This is a genomic window from Marinobacter sp. NFXS9, from assembly GCF_040148665.1.
Taxonomy (GTDB): Bacteria; Pseudomonadota; Gammaproteobacteria; order Pseudomonadales; family Oleiphilaceae; genus Marinobacter_A; species Marinobacter_A mangrovi.
Window position 1 is genome coordinate 70,458 of record NZ_JAGDDW010000008.1, and the last position, 20,028, is coordinate 90,485.

Annotated in this window: 20 protein-coding genes; 8 read left to right on the forward strand and 12 right to left on the reverse strand. The window is 63.6% G+C overall.

What is annotated here, in order from left to right; all coding sequences use genetic code 11:
* Positions 1-6: 6 nt before the first annotated feature.
* Together ubiH and J3364_RS13640 are read left to right on the forward strand one after the other, a co-directional pair.
* Positions 7-1,281 (forward strand): 2-octaprenyl-6-methoxyphenyl hydroxylase, encoded by a 1,275-nt coding sequence (ubiH, locus tag J3364_RS13635; RefSeq protein WP_349558868.1) that lies wholly within the window; start codon positions 7-9, stop codon positions 1,279-1,281.
* On the forward strand, positions 1,278-2,507 hold the full coding sequence (locus tag J3364_RS13640) for an FAD-dependent monooxygenase (protein WP_349558869.1): 1,230 nt from the start codon (positions 1,278-1,280) through the stop codon (positions 2,505-2,507). The genes ubiH and J3364_RS13640 overlap by 4 nt, the downstream gene beginning before the upstream one ends.
* A gap of 4 nt (positions 2,508-2,511) precedes the next feature.
* Here J3364_RS13640 and J3364_RS13645 read toward each other — a convergent pair whose 3' ends face one another.
* The 9 genes from J3364_RS13645 to ubiE all read right to left on the reverse strand — a co-directional run bounded on the left by J3364_RS13645 (position 2,512) and on the right by ubiE (position 8,747).
* A complete protein-coding gene (locus tag J3364_RS13645; protein ID WP_349558870.1) occupies positions 2,512-3,234 on the reverse strand; it encodes a 16S rRNA (uracil(1498)-N(3))-methyltransferase in 723 nt (240 codons plus the stop codon).
* Complete coding sequence (tatC, locus tag J3364_RS13650) at positions 3,231-3,962, reverse strand: twin-arginine translocase subunit TatC (protein ID WP_349559006.1); 732 nt, start codon at positions 3,960-3,962, stop codon at positions 3,231-3,233. Before tatC ends, J3364_RS13645 begins: the two co-directional genes overlap by 4 nt.
* 104 nt (positions 3,963-4,066) lie before the next feature.
* Entirely contained in the window at positions 4,067-4,516 is a 450-nt protein-coding gene (gene tatB / locus J3364_RS13655) for a Sec-independent protein translocase protein TatB (protein ID WP_349558871.1), read from the reverse strand.
* 11 nt (positions 4,517-4,527) lie between these two features.
* Positions 4,528-4,761 carry a Sec-independent protein translocase subunit TatA gene (gene tatA, locus J3364_RS13660; protein ID WP_349558872.1) on the reverse strand — a complete coding sequence of 78 codons (234 nt, stop codon included), beginning with the start codon at positions 4,759-4,761 and terminating at the stop codon, positions 4,528-4,530.
* Between the two features lie 120 nt (positions 4,762-4,881).
* Positions 4,882-5,226 (reverse strand): phosphoribosyl-ATP diphosphatase, encoded by a 345-nt coding sequence (locus J3364_RS13665; protein WP_349558873.1) that lies wholly within the window; start codon positions 5,224-5,226, stop codon positions 4,882-4,884.
* Positions 5,223-5,648 (reverse strand): phosphoribosyl-AMP cyclohydrolase, encoded by a 426-nt coding sequence (gene hisI, locus J3364_RS13670; RefSeq protein ID WP_349558874.1) that lies wholly within the window; start codon positions 5,646-5,648, stop codon positions 5,223-5,225. The genes J3364_RS13665 and hisI overlap by 4 nt, the downstream gene beginning before the upstream one ends.
* Positions 5,649-5,674: 26 nt before the next feature.
* Positions 5,675-7,318, reverse strand: coding sequence for a ubiquinone biosynthesis regulatory protein kinase UbiB (gene ubiB / locus J3364_RS13675; RefSeq protein WP_349558875.1), 1,644 nt, complete (start codon positions 7,316-7,318; stop codon positions 5,675-5,677).
* Positions 7,315-7,962 carry a ubiquinone biosynthesis accessory factor UbiJ gene (locus J3364_RS13680; RefSeq protein WP_349558876.1) on the reverse strand — a complete coding sequence of 216 codons (648 nt, stop codon included), beginning with the start codon at positions 7,960-7,962 and terminating at the stop codon, positions 7,315-7,317. The genes ubiB and J3364_RS13680 overlap by 4 nt, the downstream gene beginning before the upstream one ends.
* Positions 7,962-8,747, reverse strand: coding sequence for a bifunctional demethylmenaquinone methyltransferase/2-methoxy-6-polyprenyl-1,4-benzoquinol methylase UbiE (gene ubiE / locus J3364_RS13685; RefSeq protein ID WP_349558877.1), 786 nt, complete (start codon positions 8,745-8,747; stop codon positions 7,962-7,964). Before ubiE ends, J3364_RS13680 begins: the two co-directional genes overlap by 1 nt.
* Before the next feature lie 222 nt (positions 8,748-8,969).
* Between ubiE and J3364_RS13690 the strand changes: the two genes are divergently transcribed.
* Entirely contained in the window at positions 8,970-9,251 is a 282-nt protein-coding gene (locus J3364_RS13690; RefSeq protein WP_123634052.1) for a polyhydroxyalkanoic acid system family protein, read from the forward strand.
* A gap of 125 nt (positions 9,252-9,376) precedes the next feature.
* On the opposite strand, the gene J3364_RS13695 is transcribed toward J3364_RS13690, so the two are convergent.
* A complete protein-coding gene (locus J3364_RS13695) occupies positions 9,377-10,306 on the reverse strand; it encodes an alpha/beta hydrolase (RefSeq protein WP_349558878.1) in 930 nt (309 codons plus the stop codon).
* 494 nt (positions 10,307-10,800) lie between these two features.
* On the opposite strand from J3364_RS13695, the gene J3364_RS13700 reads away from it, so the two are divergent.
* The 4 genes from J3364_RS13700 (at position 10,801) to J3364_RS13715 (ending at position 17,466) form a co-directional block, all read left to right on the forward strand.
* Entirely contained in the window at positions 10,801-12,189 is a 1,389-nt protein-coding gene (locus J3364_RS13700; RefSeq protein WP_349558879.1) for a WS/DGAT domain-containing protein, read from the forward strand.
* A 213-nt stretch (positions 12,190-12,402) separates the two neighbouring features.
* Positions 12,403-13,497 (forward strand): porin, encoded by a 1,095-nt coding sequence (locus J3364_RS13705; protein ID WP_502882517.1) that lies wholly within the window; start codon positions 12,403-12,405, stop codon positions 13,495-13,497.
* A gap of 230 nt (positions 13,498-13,727) precedes the next feature.
* Complete coding sequence (nosP, locus tag J3364_RS13710; protein ID WP_349559008.1) at positions 13,728-14,891, forward strand: nitric oxide-sensing protein NosP; 1,164 nt, start codon at positions 13,728-13,730, stop codon at positions 14,889-14,891.
* Positions 14,884-17,466, forward strand: a complete 2,583-nt coding sequence (locus J3364_RS13715) for a hybrid sensor histidine kinase/response regulator (RefSeq protein ID WP_349559009.1) — start codon at positions 14,884-14,886, stop codon at positions 17,464-17,466. The genes nosP and J3364_RS13715 overlap by 8 nt, the downstream gene beginning before the upstream one ends.
* 40 nt (positions 17,467-17,506) lie before the next feature.
* On the opposite strand, the gene J3364_RS13720 is transcribed toward J3364_RS13715, so the two are convergent.
* Both J3364_RS13720 and J3364_RS13725 read right to left on the reverse strand, forming a co-directional pair.
* The gene (locus J3364_RS13720; protein WP_349559010.1) at positions 17,507-18,181 is read right to left on the reverse strand and encodes a response regulator; all 675 of its coding nucleotides are present in this window, start codon (positions 18,179-18,181) and stop codon (positions 17,507-17,509) included.
* Between the two features lie 109 nt (positions 18,182-18,290).
* On the reverse strand, positions 18,291-18,872 hold the full coding sequence (locus J3364_RS13725; RefSeq protein ID WP_349558880.1) for a rhodanese-like domain-containing protein: 582 nt from the start codon (positions 18,870-18,872) through the stop codon (positions 18,291-18,293).
* 176 nt (positions 18,873-19,048) lie between these two features.
* On the opposite strand from J3364_RS13725, the gene J3364_RS13730 reads away from it, so the two are divergent.
* The gene (locus J3364_RS13730) at positions 19,049-20,017 is read left to right on the forward strand and encodes an ABC transporter substrate-binding protein (RefSeq protein ID WP_349558881.1); all 969 of its coding nucleotides are present in this window, start codon (positions 19,049-19,051) and stop codon (positions 20,015-20,017) included.
* Positions 20,018-20,028: the final 11 nt, after the last annotated feature.

Genomic DNA, 20,028 nt, shown 5'->3' on the forward strand with positions numbered 1-20,028 from the left:
CGACCCGTGAGCGAGCCGCATTCTTCTGCGTTCGATACCGATATCCTGATTGCCGGTGGCGGCCTGGCTGGCGCCACCCTGGCGCTGGCGCTGGCCCATCGACTGCCGCAGTTGCGGGTGACCGTGGTGGAAGCCTTTCCCCTGTCGCCGGACGCCCGCCCCGAGGACTACCAGCCCAGCTACGACGCCCGTTCCACGGCGTTGGCCTGGGGCTCGAGGCTGATATACGACGATCTGGGGTTGTGGTCCGCGTTGAGCCCCCATGCCACGCCAATCCGTCGTATCCATGTGTCGGACCGGGGCCGCTTCGGCGCGACCCGTCTGTCCGCGGAGGAACACGACCAGGATGCGCTTGGCTACGTGGTGGACAACCGGCTCCTCGGGCTGGCGTTGATGCGGGCGCTGGGGGAACAGCCTTCGGTCAGCTGGAAGGCCCCGGCGAAAGTGGTCGGTGTCGAGCCGCTCAGTGAAGGTGTCCGGGCGCGGCTGGCGCAGGATGACGAGCCGTCGTCCCTCACGGCTCGCTGTCTGGTGGTGGCCGACGGCGGTCGCTCCGGTCTGCGCGAGCAGCTGGGCTTCAACGTCGAGACCAGCGAATATGGCCAGAATGCCCTGATTGCCAACGTCACGTTCAGCAATTCCCATGATTTTGTGGCCTACGAACGGTTTACCGACGCCGGACCGCTGGCCTTGCTGCCCCGGGGCAAGCCCGGTCGGGCCGGGCGTGAGGCGGCCCTGGTCTGGACGCTGGCCGACGCGGCCCTGGAAGAAATCCTGGCCCAGGATGACGGCGAGCGGCTGGCACGACTGCAGGCCCGCTTTGGCTGGCGCCTGGGCCGTTTTGTGAAGATGGGCGAGTGCGCCCATTACCCGCTGACCCTTACCACTGTGCAGGAGGCCGTGCGCCCCGGCATCGTGCTGGTCGGCAATGCCGCCCACACGCTGCATCCGGTGGCGGGGCAGGGCTTTAACCTGGCGTTGCGAGGGTTGATGACGCTGGTGGAGGCGTTCGAGCAGGCTACCGCATCTGCCCGCCCACTGGGTGATATCGGTGTGTTGCAGGGCTATCAGTCCCGTCACCGGCAGGATCAGCGGGACACCGTTCGATTCTCCGATTCGCTCATCCAGATTTTTGGTCATCACTCCCGGACGCTGTCGGCAGCCCGGGACGCCGGGCTGGTGGGTCTGGACCTGGTTCCCGGCGCCCGGCGCTGGTTTGCCCGCCGGGCTATGGGGCTGGGCCCCAACGCAGCCGGCCGTTCTGCAGGAAAACGCTCATGAGTGACGTCCAACGCTTCGATATCCTGGTGGTGGGCGGTGGCATGACCGGCGCCGCCGCCGCACTGGGTCTTTGTCAGCAGGGCTGGCGCGTGGGTCTGGTGGAAGCGGCGACGCTGGAAGAAACCCTGCGCCCGCTGGAGCCCGCCGCGACGGTGGATGACTTCGAGCCGCGGGTCAGCGCCCTGTCGCTGGCCAGTCAGGCGCTGCTACACGCCCTCGGCGTCTGGAGTGACGTGACGGCCGAACGGCATTGCCCCTACGCGGATATGACCGTCTGGGACGCGGACGGCACCGGGCGCATCCACTTTGAGGCCCCGGCCATGGGCGTCTCGTCGCTGGGCACCATTGTCGAAAACCGGATCCTCGTGCGCGCCCTGATGGCCGCTGTTTCCGATGCTTCTCTGGACCTGTTCGCCGGGGTGTCGGTGAGCGGCTGGACGGAAGCGGCCGCCGGGGGCCATTGCATTCAACTCGAAGACGGTCGTCGTCTGGAAGCCGATCTGGTGGTGGCCGCGGACGGTCCGCAATCCCGGGTGCGCCAGTGGGCCGGCCTGCCGACGCGGGAATGGGACTACGACCAGCAGGGCATCGTCTGCACGGTGGAAACCGTCCAGCCGCATCAGTCGACGGCCTGGCAGCGTTTCTCGCCCACCGGCCCGCTGGCGTTCCTGCCGCTGGCCAACGAAACCGGCAGTGGCCACTTTTGTTCCATCGTCTGGTCGCAGGATACGGTCGAAGCGCGGCGGCTGATGGCATTGGACGACGCGGCGTTCACCGCGGAACTGGAAGCGGCCATCGAACGCCAGCTGGGTGCGGTGAAGGCCGTCTCCCGTCGCTTTGCCTTCCCGCTGCGCCAGCGCCATGCCAAGGACTACGTCAAACCGGGCCTGGCGCTCATCGGCGACGCCGCCCACACCATCCACCCACTGGCGGGCCAGGGCGTGAACCTGGGCTATGGCGATGTGCGGGTGTTGCTGGAAGAAATGGCGCGTCTGCGTGACAGTGGGTTGCCTGCCGGCGAACCGTCGACCCTGGCCCGTTACCAGCGCCGTCGCAAAGGCGAAAACCTCGCCATGATGGCGGCGATGGAAGGCTTCAAGCAGCTGTTTGCCCGGGATGAACTGCCCCTGCGCTGGATCCGCAATGCCGGCATGCGCTGGCTGGACGGGCAGAGTGGCATCAAGAACCGGCTGGCGGCTCAGGCGATGGGTATCGAAGCCGTCTGAAGGCTCAGAATTCGCAGGCGTCGAACAGGCGGCTCACCAGCACCGGCACCGCCGCTTCCACCCGTAAGATGCGTGAACCCAGGTGGACAGCTCGCGCGCCGGCTTCCACCAGTTTATCCACCTCGTAGGGAATAAAACCGCCTTCCGGACCGATGCACAGGGTCGCCGGGGTGTTGGTGTGCGCAGGGCAGGGCACATCGGTGCCGGGATGGGCGACCAGGCCAGGGCGTTCCCGCATCAGGCCCGGCAACTCGTCCTCCACGAACGGCTTGAAGCGCTGGCGGATGTGCACCTCGGGCATCCGCGTGTCCTTCGACTGTTCCAGTCCCAACGTCAGGTTGTCACGCAGGTGCGCGTCCGAGAGCCAGGGCGTCTGCCAGAAGCTTTTTTCCACCTTGTAGGCGTTGATCAGCCAGATGTCCTTCACCCCCAGGGCTGCGCAGGTCTGCAGGACGCGTCGGAACATCTTGGGGCGCGGCATGGCCAGTACCAAGGTGAGTGGCAGGGGAGCCGGCGGTGGCGTGTCGAGTGTCACCGAGAGGTGGGCTTCGCGTGCGTCCAGGAAATCGACGGTGCCGTAACCCATCGCGCCGTTGACGCGGCCCAACGGCACGCGATCGCCAACGTCGACTTTCAGGACCTCTTCCAGATGCTTGCGGCGCCGGTCCCGCAGGATCACCCGGTTGTCGTCCACGAAATCCTCGTCAAACAGCAGGCCGAGGTTCATGGCGCCTCGTTGGCGGGTGCGTCTTCCGTGCGCCGGCGAGCCAGCCGGCCAAACAGGATGCCCAGCTCGAACAGCACCCACATGGGCACGGCCAGCAGGGTCTGGGAGATGATGTCCGGCGGGGTCAGCAGCATGCCGATGATGAAACAGCCGACCACCACGTAGGGGCGTTTGGCGGCCAGATCTTCCGGAGTGGTGATGCCGGCCAGGATCATCAGGATGACGGCAATGGGAATTTCGAAAGCGACCCCGAAGGCAAAGAACATCTTCAGCACGAAGGTCAGGTAGCTGCTGATATCGGGCATCTCGGAAATGCCTTCCGGCCCGACCGTTGTGAAGAAGCCGAACACCAGCGGGAACACGACGAAGTAGGCGAACACGGCACCCAGGTAGAAGAGAACGACCGATGAAAACAGCAGCGGGAAAGCCAGCTTCTTCTCATGGCGATACAGGCCGGGCGCCACAAAGCTCCACAGCTGGTAGAGGATGTAGGGGATGGCCACGAACACCGACAGCACCAGTGCCAGCTTTAACGGTGCGAAGAAAGGCGAGGTGACGTCGGTGGCGATCATCACCTGGCCTTCCGGCAGAAGGTCGCGTAGGGGCTGGGAGATCCACAGGTAGATCTTGTTGGCAAACGGATAGATGCCGGCAAAACAGATCAGGGTCGCCAGCACCATCTTCAGAAGCCGGTTGCGCAGCTCCAGCAGGTGATCGATCAGCGACATTTCCTGATGAAGTTCTTCCTCATCCGGACCGTCGTTGGCGGGCGGTGGCGTCTTGAGCTTTTCCTCGTCGGTGGAGGACACGGCATCTCCAGAGGGGCGCGACGTCATGTTCGGTTTTCCGGTGTGGCCTGTTTATCCTGCGGGGCATCGGAATCGGAGGCGCGCTGTTCAGCGGCGGCGGCCGCCGCGTCCTGCTCGGCGTAATAGCCGGCTTCTTCCAGGGCTTCCTCACGGGCGGGCGGTGCCGAGCGATCGCTGCGTTTGTCCTCGTCGGACACCAGCAGGTGCTCGTAGTCACGGGCCTTGCTCAGGCCGTCGCGGACGTTCTTCTCGACGCCATCCAGGTCGATCCCGCCTTCCTTGCGGAGCTGCTCCTTGAGCTCTTCGGCCTTGATCTGCCGATCCAGCTCACTGGTGAACTGCCGCACCAGACGGCGCGTGCGTCCGACCCAGCGGCCCGCACTGCGGGCGGCACCGGGCAAACGCTCGGGGCCCAGCACCAGCAGGGCGATGATGCCGCAGATCAGCAGCTCCATGAAGCCAATGTCGAACATCGGGCGTCGGCTCAGCTGTGGGTTTTCTTGTCAGCGGATTCAGTGCTGGAGGCTTCGTAAACGTTACCGTCCTCGCTCTGGTCCAGTGACTCCTTTTTCTGGTTCTGGTCTTCGTCGGCCATGGATTTCTTGAAGCCGCGGACCGCTCCGCCCAGGTCGGTACCGATGTTGCGCAGTTTCTTGGTGCCGAACAGGAGGACCACAATGCCGAGAACGATCAGTAGTTGCCAGATGCTGATACCCATGTCAGAGCCCTCACGATAGGTGTTGTGTCTTTGATTGTACGCTACCTGCAACGGGGTTGGTAAAGCCGCAGATGACGGAGCGATTACCAGACGGCACAGTAGTCGTTGTTTGTTACTGTTTTATTGCGGCTTTCGGGCCGCCTTCTCGTCCAGGCCGGACAGGTCGAAGCGTCGCGCCAGTTCCTGCAGGACGTCATCCGGTCCCAGGCCCAAGTGAGACAGGGCGACCAGGCTGTGGAACCACAGGTCCGCCGTCTCGTAGATGAGCTCGTCTTTCTCGCCCGTCTGCTGCGCGTCTTTGGCGGCCAGCAGCATCTCGGTGCATTCCTCGCCGACCTTTTCCAGGATCTTGTTCAGGCCCTTGTGGTGCAGGCTGGCGACGTAGGAACTGTCGGGACTCGCGGCCTTGCGCGCTTCCAGAACCCTGGCCAGCTCGCCCAATACATCGTTCCGAGTATCACTCATGCGGACGGATCTCCCTTGTGACCGTAAATGGCGTCCGGATCTTTCAGCACCGGCTCGACGCTGACCCACTGGCCGTCTTCGAGGCGCCGGTAAAAACAGCTGCGCCGTCCGGTGTGGCAGGCAATGCCGCCCAGTTGCTCGATTTTCAGGACGATCACGTCGGCATCGCAGTCCAGGCGGATTTCGGACACCTGCTGCACGTGGCCGGAGGACTCGCCCTTGCGCCAGAGTTTGCCGCGTGAGCGCGACCAGTAGATGGCGCGATTTTCCGCGGCGGTCAGCTCCAGGGCTTCGCGATTCATCCAGGCCATCATCAGGATATCGCCGCTGGCGGCGTCCTGGGCAATGGCGGGCACCAGGCCCTGGTTGTCCCACTTAATCTCATCCAGCCAGTCGGTGGGGATGGCAGTCGTGTCTTGCATGGTTCTCCGGTCCGGTTGTGTCTCGTTCAGGTGCGCCGGCCAATCAACAGCCAGCCGGCGGCGGCAATCAGGATCCAGCCCTGAGTGGGGATGGTCGAGATTGCGGCCCAGCTGACCGGCTGTGTCGTCAGCCAGGCGCCAGCCAGACAGGCCACGCCCAGCAGCGTTCGCCGGAAACTGCGGCGACGGCCTTCCTCGGCGTCCTGTAAGGCTTTCAGTGTAGCCTGATCGGCCGCCGGGGCGCGATCCAGGTCGCGTACCCGCAACAGCGCGTCGTGCACCAGTTGCGGCATTTCCGGCGACTGTTCCAGCCAGGCGGGCAGGTGTTCCTTGAGGGTCTTGAACATGCCCGGAGGGCCGATGCGACGGCGCATCCAGGTTTCCAGGAAGGGCTGGGCGGTGCTCCACAGATCCAGTTCGGGGTAAAGCTGGCGACCCAGGCCTTCCACGTTGAGCAGGGTCTTCTGCAGCAGGACCAGCTGTGGCTGGACCTCCATCTCGAAGCGCCGGGCGGTCTGGAACAAGCGCAGCAGGAAGTGACCGAAGGAAATCTCGCTGAGCGGGCGTTCGAAAATCGGCTCGCACACGGTGCGGATGGCGGCCTCGAATTCGTTGACCCGGGTGTGGGCCGGAATCCAGCCGGACTGGATGTGCAGTTCGGCCACCTGCCGGTAATCCCGGCGGAAGAAGGCGAGCAGGTTGCGGGCCAGGTAGCTCTGGTCTTCCGGCGCCAGGGTACCGACGATGCCGAAATCGATGGCGATGTAGCGCGGGTCCTGCGGGTTGCTGGCGTCCACGAAAATATTGCCCGGGTGCATGTCGGCGTGGAAGAAGCTGTCCCGGAACACCTGGGTGAAGAAGATTTCCACGCCTTTCTCGGCCAGCACCTTCATATTCACGCCGGCGGCGTTGAGGGCTTCGGTATCGGCCACGGGAATGCCTTTCACCCGCTCCATCACCAGCACCTTGCGGGCGGTGTAATCCCAGAACACTTCCGGGATGTAGATCAGCGTGGAGCCTTCGAAGTTGCGGCGCAGCTGGGAGGCGTTGGCGGCTTCCCGCTGCATGTCCAGCTCGTCGTGGATGGTCTGCTCGTAATCGCGCACCACCTCGACCGGACGCAGGCGCCGGCCTTCCGACCAGTACCGCTCCAGCGCCCTGGCCATCAGCAGCATCAGGGCGATGTCCTGGCGGATGACCCGGTCAATGCCGGGGCGGATGACTTTGACCACCACGGACTGTCCGGAATGCAGGGTCGCCTCGTGGACCTGGGCCACTGAGGCGGACGCCATGGGGTTGCTGTCGAAGGTCTTGAACAGCTGACCAACGGACTGGCCGAGGGAGTTCTCCACAATGGCCTGGGCCTCGCTGCCGGGAAACGGCGGCACCCGGTCCTGGAGTTGCTGCAGGGCGTTGGCCATGTCGTCCGGCAACAGGTCGCGGCGGGTGGACAGGATCTGGCCGAACTTGACGAAGATCGGGCCCAGTTCCTCCAGGGCCAGGCGCAGTCGCTCACCCCGGCTGGCGCGATAGGTGGGGAACAGGTGCCAGGGAGCGAACAGCAGCAGGAACCGCAGTGGCCAGGGCAGGTCGGCCAGGGGGAGGAATTCGTCCAGTCGGTACTTGCTGAAAACCCAGGCAATGCGGAAAAGGCGTTGAATGCGCGTCACGACGACTCCGTCGACGGGGATGAATCGGCATCGAGCTGCTGTTGCAGGCGGTCCAGGCGGGCGGCCAGACGGTCGGTCTGCAGGGCCAGTTGGTCGATGTCTTCAAAGGTGGCGGCCAGTTCGTTGCGCCCGGGCAGGGACCGGCTTTCTTCGTGGATGTACTCTTCCAGGTTGGCGTTCAGCGAGGCGAACGCCTGCTTCTGCCAGCGCAGGGCGCCGCGCACGCGCTGACCGATGAAATGCGCCGGCACATCACCGGTGTAGCGGGCCAGCGCGGCCTCCCAGTCGGGTTGGAGCCGCGCCAGGGCGCGCTGCAGCGCATGGGCCCGGCTGACATCGCCCTGCACCTGCAGCCGCTCGTCGCTGAAGACCCGATCGTCGCTCTGGGCGAGCGCTGCAAACGCCATGGGGCGCCCGCTGACGATCAACACGGCGTCCTCCGGCGGCGTGCTGCCCACCTGCACCTGTTCGCCCACCGTCCGCAGGGACAGGCAGAGCCCGAGACCGCTGAAATCGAACTGCACCGGCGCCGCCACGGCGTCCAGAAGGGATTGGCGTGCCGCCGGATCCAGGGCCAGCGCCCGGTTGAGGGCCTGTTCGACGACCTGGGTGACCGCCGCCTGCAGGGTCGGGCCTGGAAACATCAGGGCTTGATCCCGGCGTGCAGGGCGACGATGCCGCCGGTCATGTTGTGGTAGCGGGTCTGTACGAAACCGGCCGCATCCATCATGCTCTTGAGTGTCTCCTGGTCCGGGTGCATGCGGATGGATTCCGCCAGGTACTGGTAGCTGCTGCTGTCGCCGGCGATGAGCTGGCCCATCAGCGGCAGGGCGTTGAAGGAATACAGGTCATACGCCTTGTTCAGCAGCGGGTTGGTGGGCTTGGAGAATTCCAGCACCAGCAGTTTTCCACCGGGCTTCAGCACCCGGCACATGTCGCGCAGGGCCTGGTCCTTGTCGGTGACGTTGCGCAGGCCGAAAGCGATGCTAACGGCGTTGAAGCTGTTGTCCGGGAAGGGCAGGTGCTCGGCGTCCGCCTGGACGTACTCGATGTTGCCCACGTAGCCGCGGTCGGTAAGGCGGCTACGGCCCACCTGCAGCATCGACGCGTTGATGTCGGCCAGCACCACCTGCCCGTCACGGCCCACCAGGTCGGAGAACTTCATGGTCAGGTCGCCGGTGCCGCCGGCAATGTCCAGTACGCGGTGGCCGGGACGCACGCCGCTCAGTTCGATGGTGAACCGTTTCCACAGCCGGTGGATGCCCATCGACATCAGGTCATTCATGATGTCGTACTTGCCGGCTACGGAATGGAAGACCTCTGCCACCTGGCCAGCCTTTTCTGAACGCCGCACCTGGCGATAGCCGAAGTCGGTGCTTTCGTCCGGTGACGACTGGGTCTCGGCGTGTTTGGTCTGCGGGTCAGTCATGAGCAGTGGTCCCCTCGGGAAATGAAGGCGCGGGCTGAACATTCAGCCGTCCTCGCCGGGCAATCCTGTATTCTAACGGGAAGACGGCAGGCTACAAGCGGGAAGCGTTGCCAGGCACCCGGTTGCGCCCGTATGGGAAAGCCTTAAACTGCCGGGTAAACCATTTAAAGGCCCTCCCAGAAGGCGCCCGAATCAACCTTTCCATCATTTACCGGGGTAAGCATGTCCACCATTGATATTAACCGTCACCACTCCCTCGATCACGACCACGCCCGCCAGGCCGCCGAATCCCTGGCCCAGGATCTGTCCAAACAGTTCGACGTGGATTACCAGTGGGAAGGCGACACCCTGCGTTTCAAGCGCAGCGGCGTGAAAGGGCATCTCAACGTGACGCCGGAAGAATTGCAGGTGCACCTGGAGCTGGGTCTGATGCTGCGACCGTTCAAGTCGCGGTTCGAATCGGAAATTCAGTCCCAGTTGGACAAGCTGGTCGACGGGGCTTGAGGAAATTCTTAGCGCCCGAATTCCAGTCATTCACCCCCCCTCTCCCCAAACCCCTCTCCCGCCAGGGGCGAGGGGCTTTACGGCGTCTCACTCTTGATGAGTCGGCTATCAGTCTCTGAGTCGATTCAAGCCATCCCGGACGACGCCTGGGGCAAGGTCTCCAGCGACGGAATCCACTCCTTGCTGTCCAGCGTGATGAAGTGGCTGGGCGCTTCGGTTTCAATGATGCGCATGGTGGTCGGACTCTGGCGGGCGCTGTTGAGCATGGCGCCGCGATCGAGGATGCGGTCCACCTGGGGAATCAGGAACGTGCCGTGGCGGATCTCGTTGTAGACGTCCGTCGGGGTGCGTTCCATCCACGCCATGATGTTCTCGATGTTGCGCACGATGGTCAGGTGATCCCGCGTCGCGGAGAACAGGTGGCTCAGCAGCTGCTTCTTGCGCGGGTTCATTTTGCCGAAGAAGGTCTGGCCGTAGGCCGATGACGGCGCGGTGTTGATCAGGCGGATCAGCCAGGGCCACATGCCGTGACTCACCGGTTCCAGCAGGGTGGTCACCAGCGCGTGCAGCCTGGCCTGGGGCAGCACGGGCGCTTCCAGCACCACTTCCACGTTCTCGTACAGTTCCGGACGCTGGCGCACGCCTTCCAGAATGACCGCGCCACCGCGGGAATGGCCGTGCAGCCGCACGCGCTCTGTGGTGGGCAGGTTGGCCAGCGCCTGGTTCAGGATACAGGCGTCGTATTCGATGGTGGCTTCCAGATGCTTGATCGGCACTTCCCAGTCCGGCGTCTCCGGCGTTACGCCGTTGACCGGTATGTGGTAGTTACTGCAGGTCAGCAGGATCAGTTCGGTGGTGGGAGACTCGTAGGCCTGGGTGAAATAGCAGTGGTTCTCCAGGAAGCCATGGACACCGATCACCGTCTGTTCCGCTTCACCGCTGTGGTTGCGCACGGAAACCGCACCTTTGCCCACGCGATAGACGCGGCCAGACAACATCTCCGAATAGGCGCTGTCGATCGGCTTGATCAGCTTGCGAACGTGACTTGCTTTCATGTCGGCCTCCCGTATCCGGGTTATGGTGCCCTGCCTGGTTATACGTCAGAAAGGAACGGCACGGCTTATTGTTTTGTGAGGTTCACCCGGTCAGTGCTGGTGTCCTTGAATGGACACTAACCCATTATTCCAGACCTTTATTGGCGCGGATTACCCCTTTTTCGCTGCCATTTGGGTCACCCCAAGTTATAGCATGAAGAATCAGGGGGTTAGGGTGGTTGTTAGACTATGGTCTTAATACTGCATTGGCCCGGGATGACAAGTTAGGGTGCAATCTTTTCCTTACCCCGAGTATAAGGATGTCCGCCCGGGTGCGGGTTATTTTTTGTAATATCGCGTTGTTACGGGTTTTTCAGTTTGTGGCAGGCGATATGGAGCGGGTCCTGCATGTCTGGCACAATGCTTTGCCTGTCATGGGAATGTCACCGGTACCAATAACAACCGCCGGGGCGTTGTTCAGCTACCGCATCAGTTAGGGTCAGACGTTGAGTCACATGGAATCCAGCTTATTGTCCCCGGTCGATGCCGCCTGGCTTTCCATGGAGTCTCCCGCCAACCCCATGACCATCACCGTCCTGTTGCGGGTGGACGGTCTGACGGCCCCCGTCTTTCGGCATTTCCTCGAGAACCACTGGCTGCGCATTGCCCGTTTCCGCTGTCGACCGGTTCGCAAAGGCGCGGCCTGGGTCTGGGAGGAGGACGAGCTGTTCCGCCTGCGCCACCACTTCCACGTTGAACCCGACCCCATGGACGAAGCGCGCCTGCAGGCATGGCTGTCGGCCCGCCTCAACCAGCCGATGCCGGACTACCGCCCGCGCTGGGGCTTCTGGCTGATCCCCCGGGCCCAGGGTGGGGCGGCGTTGCTGCTGCGCATGCACCATTGTTATGCCGATGGTCTGTCCCTGATTGAACTGTTCAATGCGCTCACCACGACGGCACCCGACGCCATGCCGCCGGATCTGGCCGGAGGCGAGCGAATCACCGGTGCCAATCGCTGGCTGGACGCGGGTTGGGACTGGTTGCAGTCGCAGGTCACCCTGGCGGACGAGGGGCGCGTCGATGACGTCGATGAGACCGGTGCGCCGAAGGATGCACGTTCAAAGCGGCGTCAGCAGCTGGAAAAGGCCGCCTGGACCGGGTTGAAACTGGTTAACGAACTCAGCGAATACGTGCTGGAGCCGGAAGACACGCCGACGCGCCTCAAACCGGGTCTGCTGGGCCGGCGCCAGTGCCGCTGGTCGGCGCCGATTCCGCTGGCGGCGTTCCGTCACATCGCCAACACGACCCACTGCAAGATCAATGACGTGCTGCTGGCCTGCGTGGCCCAGGCCCTGCGGAAACAGCTGGAAGACGACGACCTCGACCTGGAGGACGTGCTGCTCCACGCCGCGGTGCCGGTGGATATCCGTGGCCTGCTGCCGGACTCGGTGAAGCCCGAACCCGGCGAACTGGGCAACCTGTTCGGCACCGTCTTCGTGCCGTTGCCGGTGGATGCCCACAGCCCGCTGGAGTGCCTGTACCGGGTCAAGCACGAGACCCGCCGCCTCAAGCGCTCTTGGCAACCGGGGATTTCCTGGGGGCTGATGTGTTCGGCCGGACTCCTGCCCCGGGGCTGGCAGCAATCGGTGGCGGACCTGTTCTGCCGTAAGGCCAGCGCGGTGGTTTCCAACGTCCCGGGCACGCCGGAGCCGCGCTATCTGGCCGGTTGTAGGGTGCGCGAACAGATGTTCTGGGTGCCCCAGTCCGGCGACATCGGACTGGGGGTGAGCATTGTCAGCTACGCCGGCTGCGTACAGTTTGGCGTGGTGGCGGACGAGGCCGTCATGGCGGATCCCAAACCCTTTCTCGATGATTGCGTCAAAGCTCTCCAGAGCTGGCAGTAACTCTCCGGTATAGCACCATCGGCCGGTACGGTCGTAAGGCTAAAGTCGCTTCTGCGTTACCTCCCAAAAGACCGCCAAATCAGCGCTCTTGGCGCATATCTCCCCCACAGCCCTTAACCGACCATGGGCCTGTGCATCCCGACGGATGCCCGCCAGGGCGACCGGTTCCGCTGTCCGGCGACCCTGAAGATCGAACAACAACATCTGGGGGCTATGATGAACAACAAGAAGCTTCTCGCGCTCGCGATTGCTGCGGGTGTGACCGCTCAGGCCAACGCGGCCGTCGAGCTTTATAACGAGGACGGAACGACTTTCTCTGCGGACGGCTATTTCAACGCGTTCTATGTGAACCGGGACGACAACATCGCGGATGTGCGCCAGTCCCGGGTCAAGATGGGCTTCCTGCCCAACACCATCGGCTTCAATTTCAGCAAGGAAATGGGGGATCTGACCCTCGGCGGCCGGTCCTCCTTCTGGACCAGCATCAACGACAGTCTGGATTCACCCACCGACACGTCCATTGACGTGCGGCAGTTCTACGCCACGGTGGACGGCAGCTTCGGTCAAGTGCTGATCGGTAAGGACTTTGGCCTGTACTCCCGCAACAACATCTTCCTGGACGAGATCCTGATGGGCTTCGGATCGCCGGGCGCGCCGGGTGGCGTATCGTTCGGCAACATCCGTACCGGTTACGCCTATCCGACACCCACCGCCCAGATTACCTACCGGTCTCCGGATATGGGTGGTCTGAACATCGCGGCCGGTATCCTGGATCCTGCCTCGACTGCCGGTTCGGACGCCTATGAGGAAGCACCCCGCTTCGAGTCCGAGATCACCTACAACATGGATCTCAGCGGCGTGGCCCTGACCGCCTGGGTCAACGGTCGCTACCAGACCTCCAAGAGTGACACCACGGACACGGAGGTAAATTCCTCCGCGGTGGGGTACGGCCTCAAAGCGACGGTATCGGGCCTGACCCTGGCCGCCTCGGGCTTCAACTCGGATGGGGATCCGCCCGTGCTGATCACCAACCAGGCTGCCGCATTGCCGGAGGACAACGCCGACGGTTTCCTGGTACAGGGCGCCTACCAGTTGGGTTCCAACAAACTGGTGCTGTCCTACGGTGAAACGGACTCCGATATCGGTGATTTCGAAACCGAGAACACGTCCATCGGCCTGTTCCACGACATCAACAGCAACTTCAAGCTGGTCGCCGAATACAACATGTTCGAGCAGACCACCAAGTCCACCGGTGCCAAGGCCGCCGATGCTGACACCATCGCCCTGGGCGCCATCGTGCTGTTCTGACCCGCCCGCCGAAGCAGGCGGCCGGTGAATTGGGCCGGCCGCCTACTACCAAAGTGTCGTTTTGCCGGCCAGGTGCGGTTGCAAGGGTGTTGATGGGCGTTCCCAGAGCTTGAGAATCAATGGCCTACGTTCGAATGCGTCGTGCCCGCAGCGGCACTGAAGTTGAATTGGACGCGTGGCTGGAGCGCGTAGAATCGGAATGGAAACATTCTGGTTGCGAGCCCAAAGCCATGCTACCCGTTACCTCCGTTGCACCGGTCCGCGTGGCCAGCTCCGATGCCCGCGATCCACAACTGGCCGCCACCAGTCTGGCCAGCCAGCTCTACCATCCCGATCTGGCCTGCGTGCTGTTTTTCTGTTCCGCCGAGTACGACCTGGCCAGGCTGGGTATTGCTCTGGAACACGTTTTTCCGGAGATCCAGGTCACCGGCTGCACCTCCGCCGGGGAAATCACGCCGAAAGGTTACGGTCGCGGCTGCATCACGGCCATCGGTTTTGACCGTCGCTATTTTTCCGTGGACTGCGCGCTGATCGGTGAGTTGGAACAGTTCAGCCTGCAGGATGCCCAGAGTCTTGTGGACAACCTGCTGGCGACGTTCCGCGAGGCGTCCCTGGCGCCGGTTAAGGGGCACACCTTCGCCATCACCTTGCTGGATGGCCTCTCGAGCCGGGAGGAACTGGTCCTGACAACGCTCAATGCGGCGCTGGGCAGCATTCCCCATTTCGGCGGGTCCGCGGGCGACGATGAGCGTCTGGCCAATACCCATGTCTATTTTCAGGGCGCTTTCCACACCAACGCCGCCATCGTCCTGATGGTGAACACTTCGCTCGATTTCCGGGTCTTCTCCACCCACCACATGCTCGAAGGGGACGACAAGCTGGTCGTTACCCGGGCCGATAGCGAACAGCGCACCGTCTACGAACTCAATGCCGAGCCGGCGGCGGAAGCCTATGCCCGTGCGGCCGGCGTCACCGTCGCCGAACTGGATCGCAAAGTGTTTGCCCTGCGGCCCATGGCGGTGCGCATTGGCGACCAGTATTTTGTCCGCTCTGTGCAGCGGGTCAACGCCGACGGCAGCCTGACCTTCTATTGCGCTGTGGAGACCGGCATCGTGCTCACCGCCATGCGCCCCGGGCCACTGCTGGCCAACCTGCGCGAACAGCTGGCACTGGCCGAGGAAGAAGTGGGGCCGCCGCTGCTGACCATCGGATGCGACTGTTTCCTGCGTCGATTGGAGGCCGAATATTCCGGCTTCGTGCAGGAAACCTCCGATTTCCTCGTCGAGCACCGGGTTATCGGCTTCAACACCTACGGCGAGCAGTTCGACGGCATGCACATCAACCAGACATTTACCGGAGTGGTCATTGGCCAGCCCCCTGCCAATCATGAATGAGCCGGATGCGCGGGATCAGCGCATCGCCGAGCTGGAAGCGGAAAACGCCCGCCTGCGGACCATCCGGGACGCCCTGATCACCCGGGTGGAGTCCAGCGGTGCCCACAAACCGGCACCCTATGCCGCCTTCGAGCACTCGGTCGTGCTCGCCGAGCAGGTCCGCGAGCGCACCGAAGCCCTGAATCTGGCGATGGCTGAGCTCAAGTCGAGCAACCGCGCCCTGACCGCCGCCCGGGAAGACGCGGAAACCGCCAGTCAGCGCCTGATCGATGCCATCGAAAGCATCGGCGACGGCTTTGTGCTGTTTGATCACCGGCATCGTGTCGTGCTCACCAACAGTCGCTTCCGCAGCTACTGGGCGGACAATGGCGAGGCCATCCAGCCCGGCGTGGCGATTGCCGACATGAAGCGCCTCGCCGTGGAAACCGGCCTGGTGGTGGAGGAGCAGCGCGACAGCCAGTCCGGCGGTGTGGTCTATCGCCTGGCCAACGGGCGCTGGGTGCAGGTGAGCGAGCGACCCACCCGGGAAGGCGGACTGGTGATCCTTTACTCCGACATCACCGACGTGAAGAACACTGAGGACGAGCGTCGGGAACGGGCGCTGGCGGAGAAATCCCGGCTGCTGCAATCGACCGTGGACAACCTGTCCCAGGGGGTGGTGCTGGTCAACGACGAGGGCAAGCCGGAAATCTGGAACGACCGCTTCGTCACCCTGACCGGCCTGTCGCCGGAGCAGGTCGACCCGGACACACGCCTCGACGCCCTCATGGCCCTGTCCGACACCCCGCTGCTCACCCCGGCCAGCGTCGACACGCAGGGCCACCCCTGCCACGCGCTGGAACACCGGGCCCGGGACGGCCGGGTGCTGGAAATCCGCACCCATCCCATGGCGGACGGGCGCTACGTCAACACCTACACCGACATCACCGAGCGCTACCGTTACGCCGAAACCCTGCGCGAGAGTGAGCGCTGGATCCGCGTGGTGACCGACCACGTACCGGCTCTGATCGCCTATGTGGGTGCCGACCTGACGGTGCAGTTCTGCAACAAGGTCTACGAGGCCTGGTACGGTGACGGCAGCCAGTCGCTTTTGGGACGTCACCTGGAAGATGTACACACGCCGGAGCTCTACGCCCGGTTGATGCCGCACGTCGAGGACGCGCTGGCGGGCAACAACGTCACCTTCGAATTCGAGGAGAGCAACGCCCGCGGCCAGCAGCGCTACATGCTACGTTCTTACGTGCCCAACCGGGGCAGTGACGGTCGTGTAATCGGCTTCTTCGTCCTGATCCGCGACATCACCGACCGCCGCCGCACCGCGCTGGCCCTGCAACAGGCTTACGACAACCTGGAGCAGCGGGTGAAGGAGCGCACCGCCGCGCTCACCGGCCTCAACAACAAGCTGCGCCAGGAGATCAGCGAGCGGGCGGTCATCGAGGCGCGGCTGCGCGACGCCAAGATGGAAGCGGAACGGGCCAACCTGTCCAAGACCAAATTCCTGGCCGCTGTCAGTCACGACCTGCTGCAGCCGCTCAACGCCGCACGCCTGTTCACCAGCGCCCTGATGGAGCAGTCCTTCGGCCCGCGTGCAGAAGGTCTGGTGCGCTCGGTCAGCACCTCTCTCGACGATGTGGAGAACCTTCTGGGCACGCTGGTGGACATCTCCAAACTGGATGCGGGCGTGATCAAGCCCGACATCAACGACTTCGACCTGCGTGACCTGCTCAACAACATCGCCCGGGAGTTCCGCCAGATGGCGACGGCCGAGGGCATCGACCTGCACTTCGTGCCGTGCTCGGCCGTGGTGGAGTCGGACTCCCAGCTGCTGGCCCGCATCCTGCGCAACTTCCTCACCAACGCCATACGCTACACGGGCGAGGGCCGCATCCTGCTGGGCTGCCGCCGCAAGCGCCACAGCGTGATGCTGGAGGTCTGGGACACCGGACCGGGCATCCCCGCCGACAAGCTCACCGAGATCTTCCAGGAGTTCAAGCGCATCCGCCCCGCCGGCGCCCCGCAGGACAAGGGGCTGGGTCTCGGGTTGGCGATTGTGGACAAGATAGCCCGGATGCTGGATCACCGGATTACCGTACATTCGGTGGAAGGCCAGGGGTCGATGTTTGCCGTGGAAGTCCCACTCGGGCAGTTGCGGCCGGACCAGCAACCGACCGACGCGTCCGTGCCGGTCCATCCGCAGTCTCTCGATGGCAGCCGGGTCTGGGTGATCGACAACGACCGGTCCATTTGCGATGGCATGCGCACGTTGTTGGAAGGCTGGGGCTGTGACGTGGTGACGGCGGTGTCAGTCGGCGATCTGGACGAGCAGCTGGATATTTCGGGCACGCCGGTGGACCTGATCCTCGCCGACTACCACCTGGATAACGACGAGAACGGCGTCGATGCCGTCGCCGCTATCCATGCCCGGCGTGACGACGCGGTGCCGGTGGTGATGATTACTGCCAATTACACCAACGAGCTCAAGCAGCACATTCGCGGTCTCGGCTATCACCTGATCAACAAGCCGGTGAAGCCGTTGAAGCTACGGAGTGTGCTGCATCATCTCTTGTTGGGGTAGGTGATCGTGCCCCGGGGCGGGGAGCGATGGTTAGCCCCGTTTAACGCTTCAAATATTGATTAAAATCGATATCACTCGCTGACAGGATCGCCTGCACCCGGTTATGCACCCCCAGCTTGCGCAGGATGGCGGACACGTGGGCTTTCACCGTGGTTTCGGCGATATTGAGGTTGTAGGCAATCTGCTTGTTCGACTCGCCCTTGGACATCCGCTCCAGCACCAGCAGCTGGCGGCGGGTCAGGGAGTTCAGCAGCTCCGGTGAAATGTTGTTATCGTCGTGGCGATGGCGCCGGGTACTTTCCTTGCCGGTGCGGATGATGTCCGACGGCAGGTACACGTTCCCCGCCAGGATCTGCTCGATGGCCTGGGTCATCTGCGCCCGGGGCGAGGATTTGGTGATGAAGCCTACCGCCCCATAGGTGATGGCCTGCAGCACCACCTGTTTGTCTTCCTCGGCGGAAACAATCACCACCGGAATGGTCGGGGCCTCGTTGCGCAGGGCAATCAGCCCGTTGAGCCCGTTCATCCCCGGCATGTTGAGATCCAGCAGGATCAGGTCGAAGTCATCCTGTTCCCGGGTCAGTTCCAGGGCGGTGTCCAGATCGTCCGTTTCCACCACTTCGCTGCCGCCAAAACCGGCTTCGATCACACTGGTAATGGCTTCACGAAACAGCGGGTGGTCGTCGGCGATCAGTATCTTGTAGGCAGGTTCCATGCAGTCGGGTGCTCGGGTGTCGTCAATCTCGGGTTTCTCAGGCGTAGCATAGCCCAAGTTGTCGTCCAGGGTATCGGTGAAGGCAAGCGGAGAAGTCATGGCCCCGTCCTCATGAATGCGTGGGTTTGACCGGATCGGCGATCCGGGTCGGCAGTCCTGCGCCCATCCAGCTGTCGATACCATCCTTGTACCAGTAGACGTGACTGTAGCCCGCCTCGGTGATGCGCTTGACCGCATTCCAGGACAGCCAACAGTCGGATTTGCAGAACACCACCACCGGCTGGTCCGGGTGATCGCCCGTCAGCCGCGCCAGGTTTTCCAGCAGATAGTTTTTCCACGGGGCGTCGATCTGGCCCTTGCCGGTGTTTGGCAGCCAGTGCGCCTGGGGAATGGTGTGGTGTGGTTCATCCTGCAGGAAGCGATCGTGCCGGTATTCGGCATTGATCACGTCGATCAGGACCAGATCGGGACGCTCAGCCAGCATCGCCTGCAGTCCGGGCGTGTCGATGGTCGTCGCGCCGGGGGCGGATTCAGGTGTGGGGCTGCGATAGCGATCCTGGCGAAAGCCGTCGCTTGAAAACAGCGCTGGGTTGTCGGCGAGAGCCCTACTGGCGGTATCTGGTATCGATTCAGCCAGGGCCGGGACGGCCAGGCTGACCAGCAACGCCAGGTTCAGCATGCTTCTGAACATGGCCAGACCTCTTGTTTATTCATGACAGGCTGGCGGCGGATCGCCGGGCCAGCTGTCCTCTATTGTTTGATCCCATTACACGCCATAAGGCGTGTGGCTTGAATGCGACCATCGCACCAAAAAACAGGCACTAAAGTACTATTCTGGCGCCCTGGTGGGGTTCGTATCGTGAGTACATGAATCTGAGACCGCTTTTCCGGACCCCGCTGAAACCAGCCCTGATGCTGGCCGGCTGGTTGCTATCAACCGCCTTGGCCGCTCAGCCGGCGCTGCGGGTCAGCGTGCTGCAATTTGGTACGGCGCACTGGGAACTGGTCGCCATGCAGGAGGCCGGGCTGGACCGGGCCAACGGCTTTGAACTGCAGGTCCAGCCGGTTGCCAACCTGGCTGGATCGCACCTGGCGGTCACCAGTGGCTCCGCCGACTCGGCGGTGGCGGACGTGGTCTGGGTGCAGGCCCAGCATGAACGCGGGATGGACTACCGCTACCTCCCGTTCTCCGCGTCCATCGGTGACATCGTGGTCCCCGCGGATTCGTCGGTGCAATCGGTCGCCGACCTGGCCGGACTGCGCCTGGGCGTCGCCGGCGGGCCGAACAGCAAGGGCTGGATGCTGCTCAAGACCGTGGCCGCGCGACAGGGACTGGACCTGCCCCGTTCCGCCCGGATTCAGTACGCGGCACCGCCCCTGTTGAGTGAAGCCCTGCGCCGGGGCCAACTGGACGCGATTGTGACCTACTGGCACTTCGCCGCGCGCCTGCGCGCCGAGGGCCGGTTCCGCAGTGCCTTCGCCATGCGCGACCTGCTGACGGCCCTGGAGCTGGATCCTGACCTGCCGGTGCTGGGCTACGTCTTCCGCGACGATTGGGCCGACGCCCATGTGGAAATCCTGGCGGGGTTTGCGGCGGCCCTGGAACAGACCCAACGACGCCTGTCGACTGAGCCGGACGCCTGGCAGGCCCTGCGCCCCATGATGCAGGTGACTGACGAGGCCACCTTTACGCTGCTCCGGGACGGCTTCCTGAGCGGGGCGCCATCGCCTCTTACCGCCTCCCGGGTGGGCGATCTGCAGCGGCTGCTGACACTGCTGGGAACCGGTGAGTCGGCGCTGATGCCGGCCCGCCTGTTCTACGCGCCGCCCTCCTGAGCGAGTTGACC

What these genes read in the sequence shown, in the direction of transcription:
- J3364_RS13640 (WP_349558869.1), top strand. Translation starts at nt 1,278, where the DNA reads ATGAGTGACGTCCAACGCTTCGATATCCTGGTGGTGGGCGGTGGCATG.
- J3364_RS13645 (WP_349558870.1), bottom strand. Translation starts at nt 3,234, where the DNA reads ATGAACCTCGGCCTGCTGTTTGACGAGGATTTCGTGGACGACAACCGG.
- tatC (WP_349559006.1), bottom strand. Translation starts at nt 3,962, where the DNA reads ATGTCGCTGATCGATCACCTGCTGGAGCTGCGCAACCGGCTTCTGAAG.
- tatB (WP_349558871.1), bottom strand. Translation starts at nt 4,516, where the DNA reads ATGTTCGACATTGGCTTCATGGAGCTGCTGATCTGCGGCATCATCGCC.
- tatA (WP_349558872.1), bottom strand. Translation starts at nt 4,761, where the DNA reads ATGGGTATCAGCATCTGGCAACTACTGATCGTTCTCGGCATTGTGGTC.
- J3364_RS13665 (WP_349558873.1), bottom strand. Translation starts at nt 5,226, where the DNA reads ATGAGTGATACTCGGAACGATGTATTGGGCGAGCTGGCCAGGGTTCTG.
- hisI (WP_349558874.1), bottom strand. Translation starts at nt 5,648, where the DNA reads ATGCAAGACACGACTGCCATCCCCACCGACTGGCTGGATGAGATTAAG.
- J3364_RS13680 (WP_349558876.1), bottom strand. Translation starts at nt 7,962, where the DNA reads ATGTTTCCAGGCCCGACCCTGCAGGCGGCGGTCACCCAGGTCGTCGAA.
- ubiE (WP_349558877.1), bottom strand. Translation starts at nt 8,747, where the DNA reads ATGACTGACCCGCAGACCAAACACGCCGAGACCCAGTCGTCACCGGAC.
- J3364_RS13690 (WP_123634052.1), top strand. Translation starts at nt 8,970, where the DNA reads ATGTCCACCATTGATATTAACCGTCACCACTCCCTCGATCACGACCAC.
- J3364_RS13695 (WP_349558878.1), bottom strand. Translation starts at nt 10,306, where the DNA reads ATGAAAGCAAGTCACGTTCGCAAGCTGATCAAGCCGATCGACAGCGCC.
- J3364_RS13700 (WP_349558879.1), top strand. Translation starts at nt 10,801, where the DNA reads ATGGAATCCAGCTTATTGTCCCCGGTCGATGCCGCCTGGCTTTCCATG.
- J3364_RS13705 (WP_502882517.1), top strand. Translation starts at nt 12,403, where the DNA reads ATGATGAACAACAAGAAGCTTCTCGCGCTCGCGATTGCTGCGGGTGTG.
- nosP (WP_349559008.1), top strand. Translation starts at nt 13,728, where the DNA reads ATGCTACCCGTTACCTCCGTTGCACCGGTCCGCGTGGCCAGCTCCGAT.
- J3364_RS13715 (WP_349559009.1), top strand. Translation starts at nt 14,884, where the DNA reads ATGAATGAGCCGGATGCGCGGGATCAGCGCATCGCCGAGCTGGAAGCG.
- J3364_RS13720 (WP_349559010.1), bottom strand. Translation starts at nt 18,181, where the DNA reads ATGGAACCTGCCTACAAGATACTGATCGCCGACGACCACCCGCTGTTT.
- J3364_RS13725 (WP_349558880.1), bottom strand. Translation starts at nt 18,872, where the DNA reads ATGTTCAGAAGCATGCTGAACCTGGCGTTGCTGGTCAGCCTGGCCGTC.
- J3364_RS13730 (WP_349558881.1), top strand. Translation starts at nt 19,049, where the DNA reads ATGAATCTGAGACCGCTTTTCCGGACCCCGCTGAAACCAGCCCTGATG.